Here is a 23,576-nt window from a genome sequence, read left to right on the forward strand (position 1 = left end):
AAAACTCATGTGATAGTTGTATAACTTTTGTTCTCTTAACACTACTTTTTTAGAACTAATAATAATTAAATATTTTCTATTCTCATAAATTCCATTACTTATTTTATATAAATAAAATTACAAATAATCTAATCATTAGGAAGATGCAAAACTGATGATTATTATGGAATTTTGAAAAAAGAATTAATAAAGATAATGTATTAACTTTTTGTAGGTATACAAATTTTTTTAAGAATTGATGTTAATGTGATGTTTTTTTTAAATATAATAAAATAGCTATTTATATATAATTTAAAAAAGTAAAATATTATTAATTAACATAATTGAGGTATTATATGAAAGGGCATGCGAAAGTTGTCATACTTATGTTCTCTCAACACTACTTTTTATCGAGCTCATGTTAATTAAATATTTTCATTTTTCTGCAGTAGGATGAAATTATATGACCATCAACTACTTTTATAAAAATTCGATTAGCATTAAAAAATTTAATGTGAAGATTAGATGGAGTATTTTGATTAAAAGTTTCATGTTACGATATTGCAAAATTCAAATATTTAGGATTTGAATAATATCCTTTTGCCACTAACATCAATTTCTACTTTGTCACTAAGCGGAACATTGGTAGTGCCATTATAAAATTCAACATCATAATCTTCAGGTACATTTTCAATTATTTTCTTTAAAACTTCAATATTTAAAATTGCCATGAATAATAATTTATAAAAATCTGTATTTAAATCAATCTTCAAAATTTGTTCCAAATCTATTCCAGATTTATTGAAGATTTATTGCACATGACACTTCAAAAAGTAATCATGTCAAAATCTCTAAATTTCAATTATTAATCCAAAATTGAGATGCATCCAAGTTGTTCACAAAATTCTAAAAATTCTTTATAATCTTTATTACCTTCTAATGTTTCTCTATTCCCGATAATAATTAATTTTTTCTTTGCACGGGTTAATGAAACATTCAATCTTCGCATATCTTTTAAAAAACCAATATCTTTATTATCATTACTTCTTACTAGGGATATTATTATAATCTCCTTTTCACCACCTTGAAATCCATCCACAGATTTAACCGCTACATTTGCTTTTTTGTTAATTTCCCTAACTTGATTTGCATAGGGAGATATTACTCCAATATCTTTTTGTTTGATTCCTTTATCAAGATACATTTTAATAATATCTAAAACTATTTCAATTTCTAAATTGTTTATGTAGGAATTTGAGTAACCTAATCTGTTTTCTTTGTTATTTTTATGTTTTGATGTATCAATGAATACTAAAGGACTGCTGGAATCATATTTTTCGAGAACGCCACAGTTTAAATAATAATTTTTGGATTTTTCACTGCATTTTAATTTATTTCCATAAAATTTCATATTTGGGAATAGCATGAGGATTTCATTCATCCTATATTGAATTAATAATTCTTGCGATTGATGTTCATGGATTGTAATGAGTTCTTCGAATAATGAAGTTTTAAGAACTGATGCATTATTATTTAAAACCACTGGTGGTAACTGTTTGTGATCACCTATAAGAACAAATTTTTCTGCTTTGTTAATTGGTAGTAATACGCTTGGAATTGTGGCTTGCGATGCTTCATCAATGATAGCAATATCAAATTGAATATTTGCTAACGTTATTGATCCTGCTGAAGAGTTTGTAGTTAAGATAACTTGGCTATGGTTCAATATTTCTTCTTCAATTTCCAGTTTTTCAATATCATTAATTTCATTATCTTCCAGATATTCTTTCAGTTTATTATCAAGAGTATGTTGCCTTAAATAATTAGGTATTTTGTCTGAAGCGCCTACACGTGTAAAATTTATTTTCTTATGCTTTCTTAATTTTTTAAGAATGTTATCTATTGCAGTGTTGCTTTCACTAGTGACTAATACTTTGTGATTTGATTTTACTTCTTGAAGAATTAGTTCAATAATCGTGGTAGTTTTTCCTGTACCAAATGGGCCATGAATTAAGAAAAAATCCTCGGAATTAACTGCATGTCTAACGGCTTTTTTTTGATATTTGTCTAATTTGTTATTATAAAAGGTAATTTTTTTATTTTCGTTATAATCTTTAGTCGCTATTCTATTTGATTTAAATCTCAAAGCATTTTTACCACTTTCATTTAAATTCATTAAATTCTTTTCCCATCTTCTAAATGTTGTTTCATTAAGCATTAAATCAATTTTTGCTATATTGTTTTTAACTAATTTAGGAATTTTTTCATCGGTGTATACAATAACGGAATTAGAAGTTATGTTGCCAATTTCACAATTAATTTCTTCATCGTTTATTGTTAGTACACATAAGTCGCCTTTTTTTATTTCTGTTCTAATTTTTTCTTTTCTAGTGAATTTAAGGCCAGTAGAATATCTTCGCCCACGTTTTTCGCTGAATACTAAATTATTGATGGCTCTCCCTTCTCTTTCTCTTTCTTTGGGATCCATCTGGGTCTTTTCAGTAATCATATTTGCTTTTACTATCTTTTTCTCAAGTTCAATTTGTTCTAAAAGATTTTCAATTTCTTCTTTAACATCTTCGTCTTTATGGAGATTTTCTTCTAAATTGTAGTAGCTATATATCATATTTCCTCTTTTTTCTTGTGACTTATAGTTTAAAATAAATTAAACTAATAAATCTTGGTTATTTTAGGATTTTCTTTAACTTGTGGCATTTATTTTTTTATTTCTATTTCTATTTCTATTTCTATTTCTTGGGGTGGGGTTGTTTTGGTTAATATCTTTTTCATCACTACGTATACATATGTTAAACGAGTATAATTATTTTTCGTTTTTATACGAACAATATGGTTGGTTGGAGATAATGTTGTTTGTTGTCCCACCACATAATTTATTACTTATTTTATATAAATAATATAATAAAAAATATAATAGGTATATGTAAAAAATGTTAGGATGATGATATGGGAATTGCTGATTATATTAAAACAAGATTATTGAATAATAGAGTGGAACAGTACAATACTAAGCGTAGTTACTGGGGTGAGGATGAAAGGCAGCCTAGAACTGATGGAATCAATACTGGTCTTGATTTAATTGATGCCCTTCCTCCTGTGATTAATAAAACTATAGCTAATGCTAGATATGCTGTTAAGCTTGATGGTTATACTTCAGGTATTTTGAAAAACAGAATTGATAAAGCTAATGTTAATATTGTCCTGGTGGACAAGGACAACAAGCTTTCAGCTGAACAGAAATTGACTTTGATCTTGTGGGCAAGAAAAATCGACATCAGCCAAGTTGCTAAAAATATCCTGCAGGGAGGAATGGTTGATGGTGAAGGTATTATTAAACCTGTAGAGCGATGGGACAAGGACATTGGCAAATACATTAAACCTATATTTTTAGAAATCGGTGCAACTGGCTATGGTCTTAAGAAAGAGTTTAATGATGATAATGAAGTGCAGCTATACCTTCATGAAATGCCTAAGGATGTTGTTAATGGAAGTCCTGAAGAGTTCAATAACTTCGTCAGTGTTGAAGAGGGAACATTAACGGTTCAATATGAACCAGATGAGGTTATTAACTTTATGTATAATGAAATCTATTCTGAAGCTCAAAGCATTATCTTAAATTGTTTGGATGATATCTATCACAAATGTAATCTCGAAAGAAATCAGGTAGAGCGTATTAATAAGGATAATATTATTGAAGTCAAGCCTGCAATGGATGCAAACGGTCAGCCATACATTACTGAGCTTTCATCCACTGCTAAGGAAAATCTTTATGCTGATTATGGAACTACTGCAGGAAGTAATGTAGCTATTGTGCCTCCAGGAATTGAATCTAAAATCTTAGGGGGTAACAACTACCAGTCTGACTATACTAGGCAAACTGAAATCTTTAGAAATAATATTTTAAGGACATTCGTTACTCCGCAATCTCAGGCAGGTAATGAAAGGTCTAACCAGAACGTGGCCGAGTACATTAACGATTCAGCCATTACTGGATTCATCGTTAATGTAGCTAATGACCAGAAATGGGTCTTGAAACACTGCAATGAATTATTGAAAAGGCAGATGGAGTTGATGGGCATTAAAGAAACTTATGATGTTTACTTAAGCTATTCAAGAGATGATGTTGTTAAGTATGTTATGGAGCTTTCTGCTGAAGGTGATGAAATCTATAAGAATTATCTCAGTAACTTTGAAGAGGAACAGCCTGTCGGTGAGAGAATTGTTAGTGAAAGAGGTACTGAAATATAATAAAGATTTATATAAAATAAGTAATAAATAATATAATAATTAATATAATAAAAATGTGATAATGATGAGGCATGAACTTTTTGAAGTCGGATCATATGACTATTCCGACCTGGACGAAAGGTTAACCAAACCTGTTATATGGAGTGAAGAGGATTTAAAGCTAATAGCTGAAAACTATCGTGGAGGAATTCCACTAACTGAAGAACACGATAAGATCTATATTGGCATTGGAAATGACATAAGCTATGAAGAAGGTAAGCTATTCATTGAAATCCCTGATGAACTGGATATGGAAGGAAAAGGCCTTTCTCCTAAAGTTGATGTCTTATTGAAAGATAATGGAGATTCATTTGGAATTGATACTATGAGTTTGATAGATGTTGGTGTAACTAAAAGCCCTAGAAAAATTACCTTGTTGAATTCGGATATAGCTGGAGATGCAGGCGATGCTGGAAATCCTGAACCTGCTCCTCAACCGCAGCCTCAACCTCAACCTCCAAGTAAAGACACTAATGTAGCTACTAGTTTACTTTTGGAGAAATTGCAAGGTAAGGATGCTGAAATCGGAAAGCTTCAGGAAGAGATTAAAACTTTAAAAGAAGAATCTGAAAAATATGAAGAGATTAAAAAAGCTATTGAAGAGAATAAGGAATTTATAGATAGTAAAGATGATATCTTAAAGGAGTTATCTGAACTGCGAAAAGCTGAAAATGAAAGGAAAATAAAAGAGTACGAAGCTAAGTACAACTTTAATTATAATGAGAATCAGCAGGATAAGGAGATAATAGATAAGCTATTGTCTGGTGACGTTGATATGGAATTAATGGAAAAGCTGGCTGAAAGAAGAATTAAAATTGAAGCTAGTAATGATGGTTCAACACCTGGAGGAAGAAATCCATCAAACTCTGGAGATGCTGGTGAGATCGGCGAAACCGGCAGCACTGGAGATGAGGATGCGCCTTCCTTTACGACTCGTGAGGAATATAATAAAATCTTAAAGGATATGGGATTCAATAGGACTAGAATCTAGCTATGATGGTGTTTTCTTACTTTTCCACCGGAGCTAGTATTTATTCATTGAATTGCTCGTTGTTTAGTTGTGGAGGGTGTTTTGATGTGTTTTCACTCTCCATTAATGTTCATATTTCACCTAGTGGGGCAAATCGTGCATTGAAACCCTTAATGCCTAATTAAGGGGGGACAAGCCCCCCTTTAATTATCCACGAATGCCAATGCAATAATTAATCAAGTTTAAAAACTTAACCCTCGAACCGACCGCTAAAGGGTCGGTTCTTAAATTTGACAAACTTATCTATGCCAAATCCATGAACTCGGAACAGGGGACAAGCCCCTGTTCCTCGGAACCTAACATGACCAATATTGTTAGGTCTATAGTATGGCCTTTCGCTTACGCTCAAGGCGTCCAGTCCGATCTATGGTCGGACGGAACATCGGGATGCATTGATTATTATTCTTTTTATCTTTAGAGTGAATTACGGAACCGACAACAGGTGTCGGTTCCTCTTAATATATGCTCGCCAATTCTATTCACCCCCACCTATACCATGCCCTCCACATATGCTTCCCGTTGGTCAGCATAGGGTCGGCATGGTTATGGTGGGGGCGAATTGGCTCGCTTATAACGTGCGGTATGGCAAGGTCGCTTAATCTTGAAAATTCCTAATTCATCCTCGCAACAACTATTTTTCCAATTAATGTAACCTATCAAATAATTAACATTAGTGTTAATTAAATCAAATCAAAATTAATTACATGCAATATAATGATGTGTGTATTACATTAACGGCAAAGGTATTAAAAAACAATTTACTTTTCAACTATGCATGTACGAAAATTATTTAAGTTAATGTCGGCAGACATAGTAACAAGATTTATAGTGGGGATTAAGATGGGACTATTTGATAAATTAAGAACACCAAAATGGAAACATGAAGATTGGAAAGTAAGACTAGAAGCAGTTGAAAAATTAGATGATGAAAAAATATTGATTGATATTGCTAAAAATGATTCTGATAGTGATGTACGTAAGGAAGCTGTTAAGAAGATTAGTGATGAATCTGCTTTAGCTTATGTTGCTAAATATGATGAATCTTGCTATGTTCGTAGTTCCGCCGTTGAAAAGATTAGTGATGAATCTGTTTTATCTTATGTTGCTAAGAAAGATTCTGATAGTAATGTACGTAAGGAAGCTGTTAAGAAGATTAGTGATGAATCTGCTTTAGCTTATGTTGCTAAATATGATGAATCTTGCTATGTTCGTAGTTCCGCCGTTGAAAAGATTAGTGATGAATCTGTTTTATCTTATGTTGCTAAGAAAGATTCTGATAGTGATGTACGTAAGGAAGCTGTTAAGAAGATTAGTGATGAATCTGTTTTATCTTATGTTGCTAAGAAAGATTCTGATAGTAATGTTCGTCTTGAATGTTCTAAAAAAATTAAAAATAAAGTTGTTTTGGTCGATATTGCCCATAAGGCTGTTGCTCGTTCTGATGATAAGGACTCTGTGTGGGGTGATGATGCTGATGACTGCAGATTTATTCTCGGATTGATTGATGATGAATCTTTTTTAATAGATATTGCTAAAAATCATTCTTCAAAATGGGTTCGTCGTGAAGCGATTGATTGTATTAAAGATTTAAATCCAAATTCAATTATATTTACATCTAAATCAAATATTTCTAGGATTAATGAGGAGTCCAAATTAAAGGACATAGCTAAAATGAGTCCTGATGATAATGTGCGAAAACAAGCTATTAAAATGATTAATGATGAATCTTTTTTAATGGATGTCGCTAAAGCGGATTCTAATGAGGATATTCGCCGTGAAGCTATTAAAAATATTTCAAAAACAAATAGCCCCCAAATAATCAATACTGTTATGAAAAAATTGGACAATGAAGAGTTTTCTTCTAAATCAGATTTCAAAATCTATCTTGAAAAAGCCATAGATATCCAAAACCAAAAAAAGAACATGGAACAGTTTGTAAAAAATAGTTCTAATTACTATGATGTTGATTTAAAGATGTTTGAATCATTTAACATTACAACTTCAAGCATTTATAATCTTGAAGATTTCGATGTTCTGATAATATTAAAAGATCGTACAAATTTAACTAATTGGGATGATGTTGAAGATATCTCTTCTATTATTTATATTAGTGAAAATGTTTCAAGATACACTAATTTAAATAGTAAATATTTCTCAGAATTTATTGAAAGTTCAGAAAAGTATGATGATTATTATTTGGATAATAAAAGAACTTGTTCAATTGAAGTTACAGATTGTGGGAATAGGTTTAAAAATGTTAAAGCAATTGTTGCACAGAATGTAACTAATAATATTAAAGATTTGAATTCTATGTTTAAAGGATGTGTGTCTTTGAAAACAGTTTCAGGGCTTGAAACATGGGATACAAGAAATGTTAAGACTATGGAAGATATGTTTGCAGGTTGTGAAAACTTAGAAAAAATTAATGGTATCGATAAAATTAGAACTGACAATCTAAAAAATAAATCTAATATCTTTGGTACTTATAGTGTTAATGTAGATAGAGATGATGTTTTTAATGATGATAGGTATAAAGTAGATGGTTTTAAAGTTACTTGTAAAACATCTTTTAAATGTTTAAAAATAACTGATGACTCTGTTTTAGCAGATATTGATAAAACTCCAAAAAATGAAATTTCAAATAGTGTTTTTGATTATTGTGAAAATTGTTTCTCTGATATTCCACAAGGTAGTGAATATTGTCCAGTTTGTGGAAGTATTAATATAAAAAGAAATTAATAAGATTAAAATTTATTAAGGGTTTTGTCAATAATTTAATTTTTTAATATTATTTGAAACGTATGTTTCTCGGAGAAACATTCACTACAAACTTTTTTAGAATTTATTTCTTCAATTTTTTTCACATTAACAACTGGTAATGTTAATGTTGAATCAAGTTTTGCTATCGTTAATGTTAACGTTAATGTTAATTAAATCAAAATCAAGTTTCTAATTTTAATTATATGAATCACATCTCATATTAACGGGGGGAGGTAATGTTAATGTTGATTTTGTTTCAACCCTTGCATATATATCAAAGCGTATGGGAAAACAAAATCTGAATATTGAATCGTTAATGTTAATGTCAATATTACTTTTTTTATTATATAATATATATAAAGAAGATAATAAAATATTAATTATGACATTGCAGAAAAAATTACAAATCAATATTGTCATGAGCAATTACAACCAAAGGAGCAGCAGCTATTCATCCAGCTATGATTATATCTTCTTGGATAATTTAGCCAGCAGTTCTTACTCCAATTTATTCAGAAGTGATTTGAAAAATCTAAAGATCAAAACAGAAAACAATACCGAATGTCAGGTTTTATACATTCCATCTTACGGATCTCAAGGCGCAGCCATTCTCGTTAGAGTTCCGGTAAGTCAGATTTCACAAACCACAAAACTGTTGCTGGATGTTCATGATACTTCAACAACATTTTCAAGCACTTTAACAACTGGTAATGAGGTGTTAATGTTTGATGCAAACTCTGATACATACTCAAACTTTTTCATGAACTACTCAGGTTTAAGTATCAACAATGACTCAACAGATGGTGGAAGATTTCTCAGAGTTAGATTTGTTCCAAGCCTTGATGGAAGCTCTCCAACTTCATTATTTACAACAGTTGCATCTGGAAGTAGTTTATCAAACAATCGTGTTACTGTTGCAAGATTTAAAAGAATTGGAGGTAATGTTGATGTTAATGACAATGCAACATATTATGGTTCAACAATGGGAAGTGTCATGATGCAGGTTGACGGAAGTCTCACAACCTATGGGGTTGACACAAAAGTTACTTCTCTTAACTGGGCAGGCAGTAACAAAAACTATTTAATGTTTAACGGGGCTAAAACATTAGTTCAGGTTTCATCATGGGACGCTTACAACAGTAGCAGTGATGATGAAGGAAGTTACAAACAGTACCATATTCATGGAAGAGTGGGAAATGGTTTTTCAGCCAGTAGTGATTATTTAGAAGGTTTCAGCAGAAACAATCCAACTAAAATTTATGACAATAATTTCGCTGAAGTGGAGATCTCTCCAACATTTTATGCAACAACTGAATTTGAAGATTTCAATTATGTTGATCTAAAATGGCTATTGATATTTCCATCACCAATAATTGGAGCTAATGGAATTCCACAGGTAACAGTAACGGAAAGAACCAAAACCGGCATTCGATTATATAAAGGAAGCCATGAATACACTAAGGCCTACAGGGGCTCAACGTTAATGTGGGACGCTAATGATGATGACATGGAAGATACTGGACTTCACATTCCAGATAAAATAATTAACAAGAATTGGGATTGGGTGTTTTAAAATGATAATTGATTATGATGTAAACTCAACAATTGGACATGGCCGTGGATATCCAACAGGATTGGAACATTCAGAGAAAATGGATGTAATAGCTTGTCTTTTAGATGAGGGAGAGAGAAGCTATGTTAATGAAGAGCATACAGCTTGGATTTGTTCTGACCAATGTGCAGTAGGCGAAATGGTAACATTGGATGAATCATCCACAATGGAACATACAATAGTCAGAAAAGCCAAAGCAGGCGAACTTGCTTTCGGATATCTGTTAGGTAAAGTGCAGGTCAAGACTTCAGGATTAACTTTAGTGGCTGTGGCCGTATTAGGTGATGTCTTCAGATTGAAACTCAAAAGGCCAGCACCCACAGATATATTGCCGAATACCAGAATCTACATTGACAGTGATGGTGAATGCAATCCCGTTCAAGGCCATGATTTAAGACTGCTTTCAATCGTTAATCTAACGGAAAATGAGGATACGCAGTACATTAGAGTTTATAGGCAAATGTCAGAAATCGAAATGTATCCTGAATCTCAGAATTGTATTGATCTTGGAGACTGCTCATTTGAACAGGATGAAATAACTCATGTCGTTAATATGATCATACCTTCAGAATCAAACATCATGGCACAGGCCAATTATGTTAAAGATGCAGATGGAGTAACATATTGTGAGCTTCCCGATGTAGCTATTGTAAATGATGTACGATTTGTCTGGGAAGATAACAAATTGTATATGGAATGGGATGGCTGTGATGATGGCAAAGATATATACCTTATATAAAATAGATAATAAAATATATAATAAATTACATAATAAAATATATAATATTAAAGTGAGGTTATAACATGACAATAAGGAAACTCGTAGGAACTTTGGAAAATAAAGGACCATACATTGACGCTTCAACAGGCCATTGGTTTTACTGGAATGGAACTAGATACGTCGATAGCGGTTATCCTTATGCTGTTAAACCGATAATATCATTTAAAATCGAAGATGGAATCTTATACTATTCAATAACTTGGGAGGCACAATGAAATACATAAAGTACTTTGAAACGTTAGAAGAATACGAATCCTGGATAAACATAGAAGAAAACGCCGAAGAGGTTTACAGAACTGAAGAAAAGATTTGCGTTGATGGCGTTATTCTAAGCCACACATACAAAGATTATGAAGAGGAGGTAAACAAGAATGATTTATGAATTCTTAGAAAAGAATAGAAAGGATATTGACATATTGACTTCATTTCTGGTCACTGTCATTCCAATTGTCATGTTATATTCAGAAGCGTTAGGTATCAGCGAGAATACCATTCCTTACTGTATCCTTATGATAGTGTTAGGTGTAGCTAGTCATTATGCAAGTAGGATAAGAGGCGAAGGAGATGTTGAAGACGCAAAACAGAAAGCTAAAAGAGTTTTGGGTTATCCTGAAAAACAATAGGCTTCTCTGGAGGATATTGTTATCATGAACAAAATTAAAAAGAAGATATTTATTTGCAACTTTACCAAAACAATTTCCAGTGCCGTTTTAACAGCGATAGCTATCAACATCATAATGACCAACGCCACAAAGTATGCTTTAATCGAAGGACTATTGCCATTTGCATTAGCCATTGTCATTGTCGCACTAATTGACATTTATGAATATAGATGTGAGCGTGAAGACCAGATTAATTTGAATGAACTTGAAGATAGAATCGAAAAGTTGGAGGGTAAGAAGTGAAAGGTAAAATCCTAATTGCCGTTCCAACATTCGAAAATATCAAACTGGAATGCTTCAAAAGCATTTACAACCTGATAAATCCTAAAGATTACCTTTTGTATTTTGATTATGTGAAAGGATATGATTGTGCACGTGCAAGAAACGAAATAGCTAAATTAGCAATTAAATATGGCTTTGACTATGTGTTAATGATAGATTCAGACGTTAATGTGCCTAGACAAACAATCAATAAACTATTGGAATGTGAAACTGACATTGCTTTAGGTTGGTACTACAAGAAAAGAACCACAACAGATCAAACTGTCATCTTTGATTTTGGAAAAGATTTTACTGACAAGAACATGATCTATGGCGAAACATTATGGAAAGCTAACAATCCATTTGACATTAAAGGCGGTGGCTTAGGAATCGCTCTCGTTAATGTTAATGTCTTCAAAAAAATGCCATATCCATATTTCAAATACGTAATCTACGGCAATGACACAGTACTGTCAGAGGACTTGTATTTCTGCACAGAAGCTAGAAAATACGGAATGAATATTAAATGCAATCCAGACGTTAAAGGCAATCACATATATGAGGTGAGTGTTTAATGCATGACCAAATAGTTTTATTGGAACAAAGAAAAGAAGTCACAACATTTTTACTCGATGATGGAGATGTAACATCAAAAGACGTCGTTACAGAAACAGGCCAAAGCATAGGCTATGACTATACAAACAAATTATATCCTGAAGATACTGTTACAATCTCAGACAAGTCAGAAATCGGAAAAGAAATGGTCAAGAAATATACTGGCAGTAATGATGAGATACCAATCGGTATTGTCGTTAATGACCCAATAGTAATGGATAACGGCCAAAGAAAAGCTAGTGTGTTAGTGTTAGGCCAACTATACAGACTCAAACTAGCCAGTGGCGTTACAGATATTTCACCGGCAGATAAAATCAAATTAGGTGAAAACGGAGCCGTTAAAGATTCTTCAGGCGAATACTTATCACTACATCCAGTGGAAGATTCTGATGAATACCATTATGTTAATTGTTTTAAATTAGCTAGTGGTGCTAAAGGAGAAAAAGGAGAAAAAGGAGATACTGGAGATACAGGAGCTACTGGCCCTGCCGGAATATCAACAATAATCAGAGGTTCATATAGTAGTCTTGAAGAATTAGAAGAGCACGTTCCAAATCCTCAGGTAGGGGATGCTTACTTAATTGACGGTGAACTTTATGTATGGGAGGAATAAGAAATGACCTGGAGAGATGTTGGAAACTTAAGAGGTGAAATGGGAGCAACCGGACCTCAAGGAGCTACTGGTGAAACAGGTCCTGCTGGAGCACCATTCACAATCTATAGAACATACGCAACAATAGCATTAATGGAAGCTGACTTTGCTAACGTTCCAGACGGAAGCTTTGTTGCAATCCAATCTAACGTTGAAGATCCCGATAACGCTAAATTATATCTCAGAGGAAATTCTGAATTCACATTCATAACAGACATGTCCGGAGCTACAGGTATTCACGGAGATACTGGAGAAACAGGAGCTACTGGTAAGGCAGGCGCTCAAATATTATTGCGTGATGGTTATAGGAATAGTTCATTATCTTCAACAGAATGTCCCGCTAGACCTACATTGTATGGTGGGTTTTATGTAGCTGATTTATTAGCAGATAATGCATGGGCAACTGAAGTAAATCTTGGAGATTGGGTAATAACAAGAAATGATTATAATTTATGCCATATTGCATGTGTGGTTGATGGTAAAGCATTAGTTGACCAATACTTTAATTTGAAGGGAGCCAAAGGAGATACAGGAACATCTGGTGAGAAAGGTGATACTGGTGATACTGGTGATACCGGTGCATCTGGTGAGAAAGGTGATACTGGAGATACAGGTCCTGCTGGACCTAAAGGCGATACTGGTGATGCATTCACATATCAAGATTTCACACCGCAACAACTTGCAGGATTAAAAGGTGATACTGGTGATACTGGTCCTCAAGGTGTTAAAGGAGATACTGGAGAATCTGGTGCGAAAGGTGATACTGGAGCTAGTGGCCAAAAAGGAGATACAGGAGATACTGGCCCTGTTAATCTTGCAAGTTCACTAGATACAACAGACACTACCAACGCCATTAAAAACGCACCGGTAGCTATAGCTATTGAAAATATCCAAACGGCTATCGGAACAATAACATCCACTCAAACTTCAAACTTGAATTTACTTGGGAGCTGATTAACATGACTTTCACCCCTCCCGACCTTTCTGAGGTCCTGACTAATGAACAGACAATGAATTCAAGATTAACAACATGCAGAAACGATTTAAGGGATATTCTAACAAAAGAAGAAATTGGATATACAGAATGTGACGGTGTAATTCCATTGATTAGAAAATTGCCGGTTCCACAATTGGCAAGCATTAAAGTCAACCTTGTCGATAAATTCTCAACAGGCAGTGACTTAATAGCTACTGTTTCAGCTACAGACAATCACGGAGACCCTATGCCAAATGCAGCTATTACTGTATATAGACTTGATCCAGATGAGTTTACTTATCCCAATCCAGTTTCTTTAGGAACAGTAACAACAGGCAGTAACGGCAGTGTTAATGTTAATGTGCCTATGCCTAATGATAAAGGATATTTCTATGTTCAGGCCAGAAACGGAAACATTTCTGGAGGCGACTATGGAGTATACTGTACAACAGCAATCAACAGTTCTGATTTAAGCTGGTCATCTGCACAAAGTAACTTATTCAGTGCCAATGGAGTAGGTGGCAGTTCTGGCTTTGACGTAATGGGTTTTGACGATGATGAGCCAGGACAAGATGATATAGTAATAGAAGCTCATAGTGGATATTCAGGAAACTATTTTGGAATTAAACTTCCTGGCCTTGGAAGCTATACCAAATCATCATTAGACGGCCATAAGTTTTTCATGATAGCGTCTGACTTGGGCAATGATACTAAAACCAGATTCATCGCGCTTGGAATGGCTTTCAATATTGATTCATGGGCTAATTTTGGATTGGGTGGTGCAGGCAAGTATTGGTATGGAGACGGAACAGGAAGTGCGGGCTATGTCCAGTGTTTTGAAAATAATGAATACATGTCAACACAAACCAATGGAAATCCAGAATCTCCAAATAAAAAATTATATGTCGTAGATTGTTCTTGGGCATTCCATCCATGTGTTATTGATGAATACACTGATGACCCAACGGTAGAGTATCCTACACAATTTGTAAGGCATGGGGACTGGAACTGTTCAAGGGATGGCTTTCCTTCAGGAACATGCTATCCTTCAATAATCTTCAACATGCCCGATCAATACTCATATAGGGACTTTAGATTCTACGGTGCAGGTGTGATATAAATGAGCATAGCTAGTAATGTCATTGAGGAAAATAACAGACTCGGAACAGCAAGAACATTGATGAGGCAGAAATTAACAGCCAATAGTATATACTACAGCAATTCAGACAGCGTAATACAATTGGTGAGAAGATGGAATCTGATATATGCTGATATCAGTTTCAATACGCCTTCATCCGGTGATATTTATCCGGGAGCGCAAGTTAGTGTCGGAGCAACAATAACAGACCCGTCAACTGATAATCCTATTTCCGGAATGCCTGTAACAATAGTTTCAGGAGGACAAACATATAACGTCGTAAGCGGTAATGATGGAGTGGCTACAGTAACATTAACGGTTGGGGAAGTTGGTTCAACATTTTCCGGAACAGTATATGCAGGTAAAGGCAGCGACAGCTGGAGCTTTGAAGTTCCCATATTCCCGTCATTTTCAGATTATGCCTGGGACTACAATACAGGCGATTATGATATAGTCAAATATCCTTCAGACATTTCCCATACCTTCGAAGTCGTGGAAGTGAGCTACAGCGAATATTATAACTTAACAAAGGCAACATCAGCCGCCGGTGTAGTGATGGCAATACCTAAGGTATACTCTAACGGTATTGATGCAACCAATGGAATACATATTGAAATAGGCCTTATTCAGAAAAAGGACAGCAATCAAGGATGGGGAGATGCAATAGCATTAGTTAATTCAAAATCATTAAGCCATTATAGGGATACAAAGATCTTAGAATTGGGAGCATATCCTGGCAAGAAAGGATTGAAATATTCAACATCCGACCATGTCGTACGTGATGTTAATGTTACTACTGGACAATTGACTTTGGATTCACAGATGTATTATTTTGACTTGTATTATGATAATGGATATGTTAAAGCAACAATAAGGCATGGAAGTACAAATGATTTCACATATGAAGCAGACATAAGCGATAAGATAACATTCGATACTTTCTATCCAGCAATGATGATTTATGATGCTGGAGGACACATCCAATGGGAAAGCGTATATATTGAACCATGGACACATGAGGAGGAATAAAAAATGCCAGATACAGAATGGATAGAAATTGGCAGGGTCGTTGGTGATACCGGGCCTAAAGGAGCTACTGGTGACGCATTCACATATGATGATTTCACACCAGAACAATTGGCAGCTTTAAAAGGCGATACCGGTGACACTGGACCGGCCGGGCCTAAAGGAGATACAGGTGATGCATTCACATATGATGATTTCACACCTGAAGAATTAGCTGAACTGAAAGGAGAAACTGGGGACACCGGTCCTCAAGGGATTAAAGGTGATACAGGTGATAAGGGCGATACTGGTGCGAAAGGTGATACAGGTAACACGGGCGAGACTGGAGCAACTGGACAAAAAGGAGAACAAGGACCTAAGGGCGATACTGGAGACACAGGACCTACTGGAAATACTGGAGCGACCGGGGCGACTGGGGACACTGGAGCTACTGGTGTGGGCACTACTATTAAAGGCTCGTATAATACTTACCAGGAATTAATAAACGCACATCCAACCGGCAATGACGGCGATAGCTATTTAGTAAACGGCTCTCTTTATGTATGGCTTGATAATGCTTGGGAAAACGTAGGAAGCATAAAAGGAGACAAAGGTGACACTGGTGCATCCGGCCCTAAAGGCGATACCGGAGATACCGGCCCACAAGGTGTTAAAGGAGATACTGGAAATACAGGCGCTAAAGGAGACACAGGCGATAGAGGGCCTAAAGGTGATACTGGCGTAGGTAGTGATGAGGAAGCTGGATGGAAATTGCCAGTCGATGAAATAAGAACAACAAACACATTACCGACAGGAGTTAGTGCAGGTTATCGTGTAGCTATTGTCACAAGCTCCGTACTGGCCATCAAAGAATATAACGGCAGTTCCTGGGAAACAGAATCTCTTGATTCATACAGTGTAATTCCATTGAAACATTCAGGAAGCATACAAATGTATTTAGCAAAATCAACAGGGCCAGTATACATGGGCGTGGATTATGGCGTATTCGGTAAATTCAGATTCATGACACAGGCAGCATATGATGCGTTAAGCAGCTATGATGATGACACAATTTATTTTGTAAGAAGTTCATAAGTGATAGTATGGAATTGTCAGATGAAATGTTAAAAGAAATGAGCTATGTGAAAATCTCACAATATAGGACGAAAGTAATGAAATCTTTAGATGGTGATGTTAAAATACCGACAGTAATTGCTAAGGATTCAGAGATTAGGCCAAATCATATTTCAAAAGTTCTAGCGGAATTGAAAGCACATGAACTTGTTGAATGCATTAATCCAGAAGTTAGAAAAGGTAGATTGTACAGATTAACTGATAAAGGTGATGAGATAGTTAAAAATTTAAAATAAGTGATTAATAGCTATTTAACTATTTTTAATTCTAATGTTTCTGTTTCTGTATTGAGTGTCCATTCTATTGTATCGCCGGATTTAATATCCAATGCTTTTACATAGGTTTTTGGTATTGTGGTAATGAGTGAAATTTCCCCTTGATTTCTAACTTTTGTTTCTTCTTTTATTTTCATAATTTGTATTATTCATTTTAATGTAAATAACATTTATGGTCTTGTCATAGTAGTTTAAAAAGTAACATTTAAATAACATTAAAATCATATTAATGATTAAACATAATTTTTATATTGTTGTTGTAGTAAAGTAAATAGGATATTAAAGGAGTAAGAAATATGGCATATGCAATTGATTTGTTTTCAGGTGCAGGCGGGATGAGTGAAGGCATCATCCAAGCAGGATTCGATATTTTGTTTTCAAGCGATATTAATGAGGATGTGATGAAAACTTACATAAACAGGCATAAGCAGTTAGGTTTGATACAAGGCTATAATACTCATTTTGAATTGGCGGACATAAAAGACTTGACTGGGGATTTAATAAATGAATCAATTGCCAATCTTGAAATTTTTAAAGGTAAGGAAGTGCCTCATATTGATGCGATTTTTGGAGGCCCTCCTTGTCAGGGATTCAGCAGGGCTGGAAATGCCAATGATCCGAGGAACAAATTATTTAAAGAATATGTCCGAGTAATTGATGAAGTTAAACCGGATTATGTTGTTTTAAAGAGTGTAGAGGGATTCTGTGACTTGAAACTTAATGATTTTGAAGGTCTTCAGGGAGATATTTATGACAGCAATGTTGTTCCAGATATCCTGGAAGAGGAATTGGATTTAATCGGATATGACATGTTAAATCCAAGATGTCTCAATGCCGCTAATTATGGTGTTCCACAAAGAAGGAATAGGATTATAGTAATGGCATTCAAAAAGGGCATGATGGCTCCAAGGTATCCAAGACCAACACATGATGAAAATAACTTTGTTTCTGTTCAAGACGCAATTGGCGATTTAATACAGGATGAAAACGTTAAAGATAAAGTCAATCCGGTGCCATCCCAATATCAATTAGATTCGATTAGGGGCAGAACACCTGACGTTGATGGCAATCCAATAGCATCAAATGAAATAACCAATAATGATTTCCCCAGGCATTTTGACTTAGTAAAAGAACGTTTTTCTTTATTTGAAGAGGGTGAAAATGGCACTAATCTACGAAATAGGATTAAGGCAGAGGGCATTGATTTATCTGATAAGCCTAAACTATTGGAGCATCTTCAAGACAATTCTACATTGACTAAAAATGAAATCATATCAAAATTTAAAAATGCCGATGTTAATGACGAATTATTGGATGTGCTGTTAACAAGGAAGATCATGAAAAATAGATTAGATAGAAATGAACCTTCAGTCACTATTGTATCAATTCCTGAGGATAATATTTCTCCTTTTGAAAATAGAACATTAACGGTTAGGGAATCTGCCAGATTGCAATCTTTTGATGACAGTTTTGAATTCTTAGGCAGAAGAACTACTAATGGAAGTAGAAGACGCAATGTTACTCAATACTTCCAAGTGGGTGATGCAGTTCCACCATTATTGGCTAAAGCCATAGCTAAAGAAATTTTAAAAGTTATTGAGTAGATAAAAATAAATAATAACTATTTTTTTTCAATGAATTTTCATTTATAATTATTTTTTAGCTTAAATAATTATTTATTTTATAAATTGCAAAATTATCATTAGATTTTTGCAGGGGTTGATTTTATCAAACGTGTTGAAATGATAAATATTGTAGGAACAGAGTATTTAGAATCAAATATTGAAAATGATGAATATAGTTATCCAAAAGCTTATAAAAAGAATGGTCTTGAATTTATACCCATTGGAGAGAGTAGAACATTTGAAAAATTAGATATTAGATTTGTAAAAAATGATGTTTCAGTTTTAATTGAAACTAAAGTTGATTTTAATGCAGATAAAGATGCAGAAAACCAACTTTCAGCTTATGTTGAATATGAAAAAAATTTAACTGGGAACAAAATTATTGCTATACTCGCAAATACTATAAATGATAATATTAAAGTTTGGAAGGGTGAGGTAGCTCCTGAAAATCTGTTAAATAGTGAAAAAAAATTAAGAACAATGAATGAATATGTTGATTTTTTTGATTTGAGAGTTAATGATAAAGAAAAGATTATGCAGAACACTTATACTTTGAATAGATTATTGCATGAACATGGGATTTCTGAAAAATTAAGGAGTCAATTTGTAGGAACTTGTTTATTAGCATTAAAAAATAATTTGAAATATAAATCTTCTGATTTTTCAGCATCACAAATTATCAAGGGAATTGAAGAAATTCTGGATGATTTATTGGATGATGATGAAAATAAAGCAACTAAGCTAAAATTATTAAAAGTAAATGTTCTAAAAAATCAAGATGTGAGGGATTTAAGTGCAGCAGACTGGAGAAAGATTTTAAATGATATTAATGATAATATAGTTCCTTTTATCAATGATAAAAGCACTGCAGGTCAAGATTTATTGAACTTGTTTTTTGTTACTTTCAATAAATACGTTGGAAAAGATGATAAAAGCCAAGCTTTTACTCCTGATCATATAACTGATTTTATGTCTAAAATTTCTGGCGTAAACAAAAATTCAATTATTTTAGATCCTTGTTGTGGTTCTGGTTCATTTTTAGTGAGGGCTATGACTCATGCAATTGATGATTGCAATACTCTTGAAGAAGAAGAGATGGTTAAGACAGAACAGATTTTTGGAATTGAATATGATGAAAATATTTATGGTTTAGCAACAACTAATATGTTGATTCATAGTGATGGAAATTCAAATATATATAATGGAAGTTGTTTTGATGATAAACTTAAAGATAAAATAATAGAGGCTAGACCTAATGTTATTTTGATGAATCCTCCATATAATGGTCAAAAAAAACATTTACCTGAGGAATTTACAAAAACATGGGGTAATAATACTATTTATGATCCATCAAAAGGGATGTATTTTGTTAAATATATTGCTAAAACTCTCAATGAAAATAAAATTAAGGCCACTATAGCAGTTTTACTCCCAGTTGCTTGTGCTATAGGTAATGGTAGTGTAATAAAAGATATTAAAAAGGAATTACTTGAAGAAAATGCTTTAGATGCTGTTTTCACATTGCCTGGTGATGTTTTTTTCCCAGGAGCTTCAGCTTCAGCATGTTGCATGGTTTTTAAAACAGGTATAAAACATTCTTCTAGTGGAAATACATTTTTTGGGTATTATAAAGATGATGGGTTTAAGAAAAAGAAAAATCTTGGTAGAGTAGAACAAATAGACAATGTCACTGGTGAAGGCAAATGGGCAGCTATTGAAGAAAAGTGGATTGATTCTTATATTAATCGAAAATCTATTGATGGATTATCTGTAACTCAAAAAGTAACTGATGAAGATGAATGGTTATGTGAAGCTTATATGAAAACGGATTATACTACTTTATCTGATGATGATTTCAAAAGAACGGTCAATGATTATTTGGGTTTTTTAGTTAAAGGAGGGGAACTTAATGAATCTTGATTTTAGCTCTTGGGAAGAGTATAAATTTGAAGATTTGTTTAAGATGAAAAGAGGATTTTTTAGTAAAAAACCTGAACATTATGAAAAAGGCAATATTAGATTTTTGACATCCACTGGGAAAAATAATGGGGTATCTGAATTTTATACTCTCGATGAAATAGATTCTACAAATGATGGACGAAAAAATAAGGTAGAGTTATCTAAAAAGATATTCCCTCGCAATGCAATTTGTGTAAATAATAATGGTAGTGTAGGGTGTGCTTTTTTTCAGGATAAAGAATTTGCTTCTAGTAGTGATGTAACTACTTTATATTTAATTGAAGGTGAATTTAATAAGTATACAGCATTGTTTGTAGCAACTGTGATTCAACATGATAAATACCGGTGGTCCTATGGGCGTAAATGGGGCATAACACGTATGAAGAAATCTTTATTGAAATTACCTTCAAAAAATGGTAAACCTGATTGGGAATTTATGGAAAATTATATTAAATCTTTAAATATCAAATCACTAACTACTAACAATACAGAATCTAAATTAAAATTGAATACTACTGAATGGGCCGAATTTAGGTTAGGTGATCTATTTGATGAGATTTATAACTCAAAAGCGAATGTAAAAGATGAAATGGAAATCAGTGAAATAAAAAAAGAGTCATATTTGCCATTTATAAGTAGAACTGAGGAAAATAATGGATGTGATTGTTATGTGTCTGTTGACACAGCTGATGGAGTTGAAAAAGGAAATGCTATAATTATAGGTGATACGACTTCGACTATTTTTTATCAAAAAGATAAGTTTGCTACTGGGGCTCATATTATAGTTTGTAGGGCTAAATGGATTAATATGTATACAGCATTATTTATTAAAACGGTTATCGAAAAAGAAAGATACAAATATAGTTATGGTAGAGCATTTAAAAAAGATTTAATTGAAGATACTATAATTAAATTACCTGTTTGTGAGGATAATACTCCAGATTGGAACTTCATGGAAGAGTATATTAAACAACTTCCATATGCAGATAATCTCGCAAAAGTTTTTTAAAAAAATTTAATAGTATCCCAATATAAAAATAATATTATAACAATTTTATAATAGGGGTTGGTTTTGATTTCATTTTATAATGAAGAAGCATATGAGAATTCATTAATTGAATTGTTCCAAAATTTAGGTTATCAACATTATTATGGTCCAGATATTGAAAGGGATTATACCAATCCTCTTTTTATGGACGATTTGGATGTATTGTATCAGATTAATAATCAAATAGATAAAGAAGCTGTTGATAAAGCTATTGAAGAAATTCAAGATTTTGGGATTGGTTCACTTGAAGATAAGAATAATAAATTTATGGATTATCTTCAAAATGGTATAAATGTAACATATTGGAAAGATGGGGAAGAAAAATCTACCCATGTAAAATTAATCGACTATGAGGGCTCTAACAGATTTACAGTTATTAATCAATGGACTGTTGAAGAAATAGAAGTTAAACGACCAGATATTGTTGTTTTTGTAAATGGTTTTCCATTAGTGGTATGTGAGTTAAAATCCCCTGCAAGAGAAGATACAGACACATCTGAAGCATATAATCAACTCAAAAAATATATGCAAGTTATTCCAACTCTTTTTAATTATAATGCTTTTTGTGTAATGAGTGACATGTCAATTTCAAAAGCAGGAACAATAACTGCATCTGAAGATAGATTCATGGAATGGAAAACAACAGATGGAAGTTATGAAACAACACAATGGGCTGATTTTAGAACATTTTTTGAAGGAATATTTGTTAAAGAGAGATTTATAGACATATTAAAGAATTTCATTGTTTTTTCAAACGATTCAGTGACTAAAACTAAAATTCTTGGTGCATACCACCAATATTTTGCTGTTAATAAAGCGGTAACCTCAACTGTTAAAGCTATTAAAAGTGACCATAAAGCAGGAGTATTCTGGCATACTCAAGGAAGTGGAAAAAGCTTATCAATGGTATTTTATGTTAATAAACTACAACAAATACTTGAAAGTCCAACATTCGTTGTTATTACAGATAGAAATGATTTAGATGGACAGTTATTTTCGCAATTCAGTAAATGCAGTAGCTTTTTAAGACAAACTCCAAAACAAGCAACAAGCATGAAAAACTTAAAAGACTTATTAAAAGACAGAAAAGCTAATGGAATCTTTTTTTCAACAATGCAAAAATTTGATAATTATGATGAATCACTAACAGATAGAGATGATGTTATTGTAATATCTGATGAAGCACATAGAAGTCAATACGGTTTAGAAGAAACGGTTGATCCTAATACTGGTGAAATAAGAATTGGTGCAGCAAGAAGAATTCACAATGCACTTCCAAATGCAACATTTATTGGATTTACTGGAACTCCAATTTCAAGAGCTGATAAAAATACAAGAGAAGTATTTGGAGATTATATTGACATATATGATATGACTCAATCTGTAGAAGATGGAGCAACTGTACCAATAAGCTATGAAAGCACTTTTCCTAAATTAAATCATCTCCCGTACACCAAAATTCTAACGTAACCGCGAAGCGTTTTTTTCACATACAATCTTTCTTCATTGTATGCAAAAAAAGAAGCTGCTATGCAAAACACATAACAACTTCTTCGAAAAGTTCAACATTAAGTTACAAAACTTCATACATATTCTGAGCGTCTTCTTTTCTGACAGTTTCCTGTACATTTAAAACACGCACCTTCACAGGCTTTGTTCCAAAAGAAATCTCAATAACATCTCCGGCTTTCACTTCTGCTCCAGCTTTTCTTAACACAAAGCGTTCGTAACTCTTTGTATAACCATCCTTACCATTTGA

The 23,576-nt window shown here is 33.3% G+C and carries 23 protein-coding genes and 1 pseudogene; 20 read left to right on the forward strand and 4 right to left on the reverse strand.

What is annotated here, in order from left to right:
- Window positions 1–557: 557 nt before the first annotated feature.
- Both Q0P94_RS08015 and Q0P94_RS08020 read right to left on the reverse strand, forming a co-directional pair.
- Entirely contained in the window at window positions 558–710 is a 153-nt protein-coding gene (locus Q0P94_RS08015; protein WP_295115460.1) for a hypothetical protein, read from the reverse strand.
- A gap of 134 nt (window positions 711–844) precedes the next feature.
- Window positions 845–2,605, reverse strand: coding sequence for an AAA domain-containing protein (locus tag Q0P94_RS08020; RefSeq protein WP_295115461.1), 1,761 nt, complete (start codon window positions 2,603–2,605; stop codon window positions 845–847).
- A 338-nt stretch (window positions 2,606–2,943) separates the two neighbouring features.
- On the opposite strand from Q0P94_RS08020, the gene Q0P94_RS08025 reads away from it, so the two are divergent.
- The 16 genes from Q0P94_RS08025 to Q0P94_RS08100 all read left to right on the forward strand — a co-directional run bounded on the left by Q0P94_RS08025 (window position 2,944) and on the right by Q0P94_RS08100 (window position 17,146).
- The gene (locus tag Q0P94_RS08025; protein ID WP_295115462.1) at window positions 2,944–4,245 is read left to right on the forward strand and encodes a hypothetical protein; all 1,302 of its coding nucleotides are present in this window, start codon (window positions 2,944–2,946) and stop codon (window positions 4,243–4,245) included.
- A gap of 64 nt (window positions 4,246–4,309) precedes the next feature.
- Window positions 4,310–5,275, forward strand: a complete 966-nt coding sequence (locus tag Q0P94_RS08030) for a hypothetical protein (protein ID WP_295115464.1) — start codon at window positions 4,310–4,312, stop codon at window positions 5,273–5,275.
- Window positions 5,276–6,154: 879 nt separating this feature from the next.
- Window positions 6,155–8,053, forward strand: a complete 1,899-nt coding sequence (locus Q0P94_RS08035) for a BspA family leucine-rich repeat surface protein (RefSeq protein ID WP_295115466.1) — start codon at window positions 6,155–6,157, stop codon at window positions 8,051–8,053.
- 403 nt (window positions 8,054–8,456) lie between these two features.
- Complete coding sequence (locus Q0P94_RS08040; protein WP_295115468.1) at window positions 8,457–9,647, forward strand: hypothetical protein; 1,191 nt, start codon at window positions 8,457–8,459, stop codon at window positions 9,645–9,647.
- A gap of 1 nt (window position 9,648) precedes the next feature.
- Window positions 9,649–10,425: a hypothetical protein gene (locus tag Q0P94_RS08045; RefSeq protein WP_295115470.1), complete on the forward strand. Its 777-nt coding sequence runs from the start codon at window positions 9,649–9,651 to the stop codon at window positions 10,423–10,425.
- 65 nt (window positions 10,426–10,490) lie between these two features.
- The gene (locus tag Q0P94_RS08050; RefSeq protein WP_067044172.1) at window positions 10,491–10,682 is read left to right on the forward strand and encodes a hypothetical protein; all 192 of its coding nucleotides are present in this window, start codon (window positions 10,491–10,493) and stop codon (window positions 10,680–10,682) included.
- On the forward strand, window positions 10,679–10,849 hold the full coding sequence (locus tag Q0P94_RS08055) for a hypothetical protein (protein ID WP_295115472.1): 171 nt from the start codon (window positions 10,679–10,681) through the stop codon (window positions 10,847–10,849). The genes Q0P94_RS08050 and Q0P94_RS08055 overlap by 4 nt, the downstream gene beginning before the upstream one ends.
- Entirely contained in the window at window positions 10,839–11,090 is a 252-nt protein-coding gene (locus Q0P94_RS08060; protein WP_295115473.1) for a hypothetical protein, read from the forward strand. Before Q0P94_RS08055 ends, Q0P94_RS08060 begins: the two co-directional genes overlap by 11 nt.
- Before the next feature lie 24 nt (window positions 11,091–11,114).
- A complete protein-coding gene (locus Q0P94_RS08065) occupies window positions 11,115–11,372 on the forward strand; it encodes a hypothetical protein (RefSeq protein WP_295115475.1) in 258 nt (85 codons plus the stop codon).
- Window positions 11,369–11,965, forward strand: a complete 597-nt coding sequence (locus tag Q0P94_RS08070) for a hypothetical protein (RefSeq protein WP_295115477.1) — start codon at window positions 11,369–11,371, stop codon at window positions 11,963–11,965. The genes Q0P94_RS08065 and Q0P94_RS08070 overlap by 4 nt, the downstream gene beginning before the upstream one ends.
- Entirely contained in the window at window positions 11,965–12,618 is a 654-nt protein-coding gene (locus Q0P94_RS08075) for a collagen-like protein (RefSeq protein WP_295115479.1), read from the forward strand. The genes Q0P94_RS08070 and Q0P94_RS08075 overlap by 1 nt, the downstream gene beginning before the upstream one ends.
- A 3-nt stretch (window positions 12,619–12,621) precedes the next feature.
- Window positions 12,622–13,611 carry a hypothetical protein gene (locus Q0P94_RS08080; protein WP_295115481.1) on the forward strand — a complete coding sequence of 330 codons (990 nt, stop codon included), beginning with the start codon at window positions 12,622–12,624 and terminating at the stop codon, window positions 13,609–13,611.
- 5 nt (window positions 13,612–13,616) lie between these two features.
- A complete protein-coding gene (locus Q0P94_RS08085) occupies window positions 13,617–14,753 on the forward strand; it encodes a hypothetical protein (protein ID WP_295115483.1) in 1,137 nt (378 codons plus the stop codon).
- Window positions 14,754–15,800, forward strand: a complete 1,047-nt coding sequence (locus Q0P94_RS08090; protein ID WP_295115485.1) for an Ig-like domain-containing protein — start codon at window positions 14,754–14,756, stop codon at window positions 15,798–15,800.
- A 3-nt stretch (window positions 15,801–15,803) separates the two neighbouring features.
- Window positions 15,804–16,871, forward strand: coding sequence for a hypothetical protein (locus Q0P94_RS08095; protein ID WP_295115487.1), 1,068 nt, complete (start codon window positions 15,804–15,806; stop codon window positions 16,869–16,871).
- An 8-nt stretch (window positions 16,872–16,879) separates the two neighbouring features.
- Window positions 16,880–17,146, forward strand: coding sequence for a transcriptional regulator (locus tag Q0P94_RS08100; RefSeq protein ID WP_295115489.1), 267 nt, complete (start codon window positions 16,880–16,882; stop codon window positions 17,144–17,146).
- Between the two features lie 11 nt (window positions 17,147–17,157).
- Here the strand turns inward: Q0P94_RS08100 and Q0P94_RS08105 are convergent, their stop codons facing one another.
- Window positions 17,158–17,322 carry an AbrB/MazE/SpoVT family DNA-binding domain-containing protein gene (locus Q0P94_RS08105; RefSeq protein WP_295115491.1) on the reverse strand — a complete coding sequence of 55 codons (165 nt, stop codon included), beginning with the start codon at window positions 17,320–17,322 and terminating at the stop codon, window positions 17,158–17,160.
- Window positions 17,323–17,481: 159 nt separating this feature from the next.
- Here Q0P94_RS08105 and Q0P94_RS08110 point away from each other — a divergent pair, with 159 nt between their 5' ends.
- The 4 genes from Q0P94_RS08110 (at window position 17,482) to Q0P94_RS08125 (ending at window position 23,287) form a co-directional block, all read left to right on the forward strand.
- On the forward strand, window positions 17,482–18,789 hold the full coding sequence (locus Q0P94_RS08110) for a DNA cytosine methyltransferase (RefSeq protein WP_295115493.1): 1,308 nt from the start codon (window positions 17,482–17,484) through the stop codon (window positions 18,787–18,789).
- Between the two features lie 138 nt (window positions 18,790–18,927).
- On the forward strand, window positions 18,928–20,730 hold the full coding sequence (locus Q0P94_RS08115; protein WP_295115495.1) for a class I SAM-dependent DNA methyltransferase: 1,803 nt from the start codon (window positions 18,928–18,930) through the stop codon (window positions 20,728–20,730).
- Entirely contained in the window at window positions 20,720–21,778 is a 1,059-nt protein-coding gene (locus Q0P94_RS08120; protein ID WP_295115497.1) for a restriction endonuclease subunit S, read from the forward strand. Before Q0P94_RS08115 ends, Q0P94_RS08120 begins: the two co-directional genes overlap by 11 nt.
- Before the next feature lie 63 nt (window positions 21,779–21,841).
- The gene (locus Q0P94_RS08125; protein ID WP_295115499.1) at window positions 21,842–23,287 is read left to right on the forward strand and encodes a type I restriction endonuclease subunit R; all 1,446 of its coding nucleotides are present in this window, start codon (window positions 21,842–21,844) and stop codon (window positions 23,285–23,287) included.
- 103 nt (window positions 23,288–23,390) lie between these two features.
- On the opposite strand, the pseudogene Q0P94_RS08130 reads toward Q0P94_RS08125, so the two are convergent.
- Window positions 23,391–23,576 (reverse strand): annotated as a pseudogene (locus Q0P94_RS08130) (hypothetical protein); the annotation flags it as partial.

It is taken from the genome of uncultured Methanobrevibacter sp., from assembly GCF_946184425.1.
Taxonomy (GTDB): domain Archaea; phylum Methanobacteriota; class Methanobacteria; order Methanobacteriales; family Methanobacteriaceae; genus Methanocatella.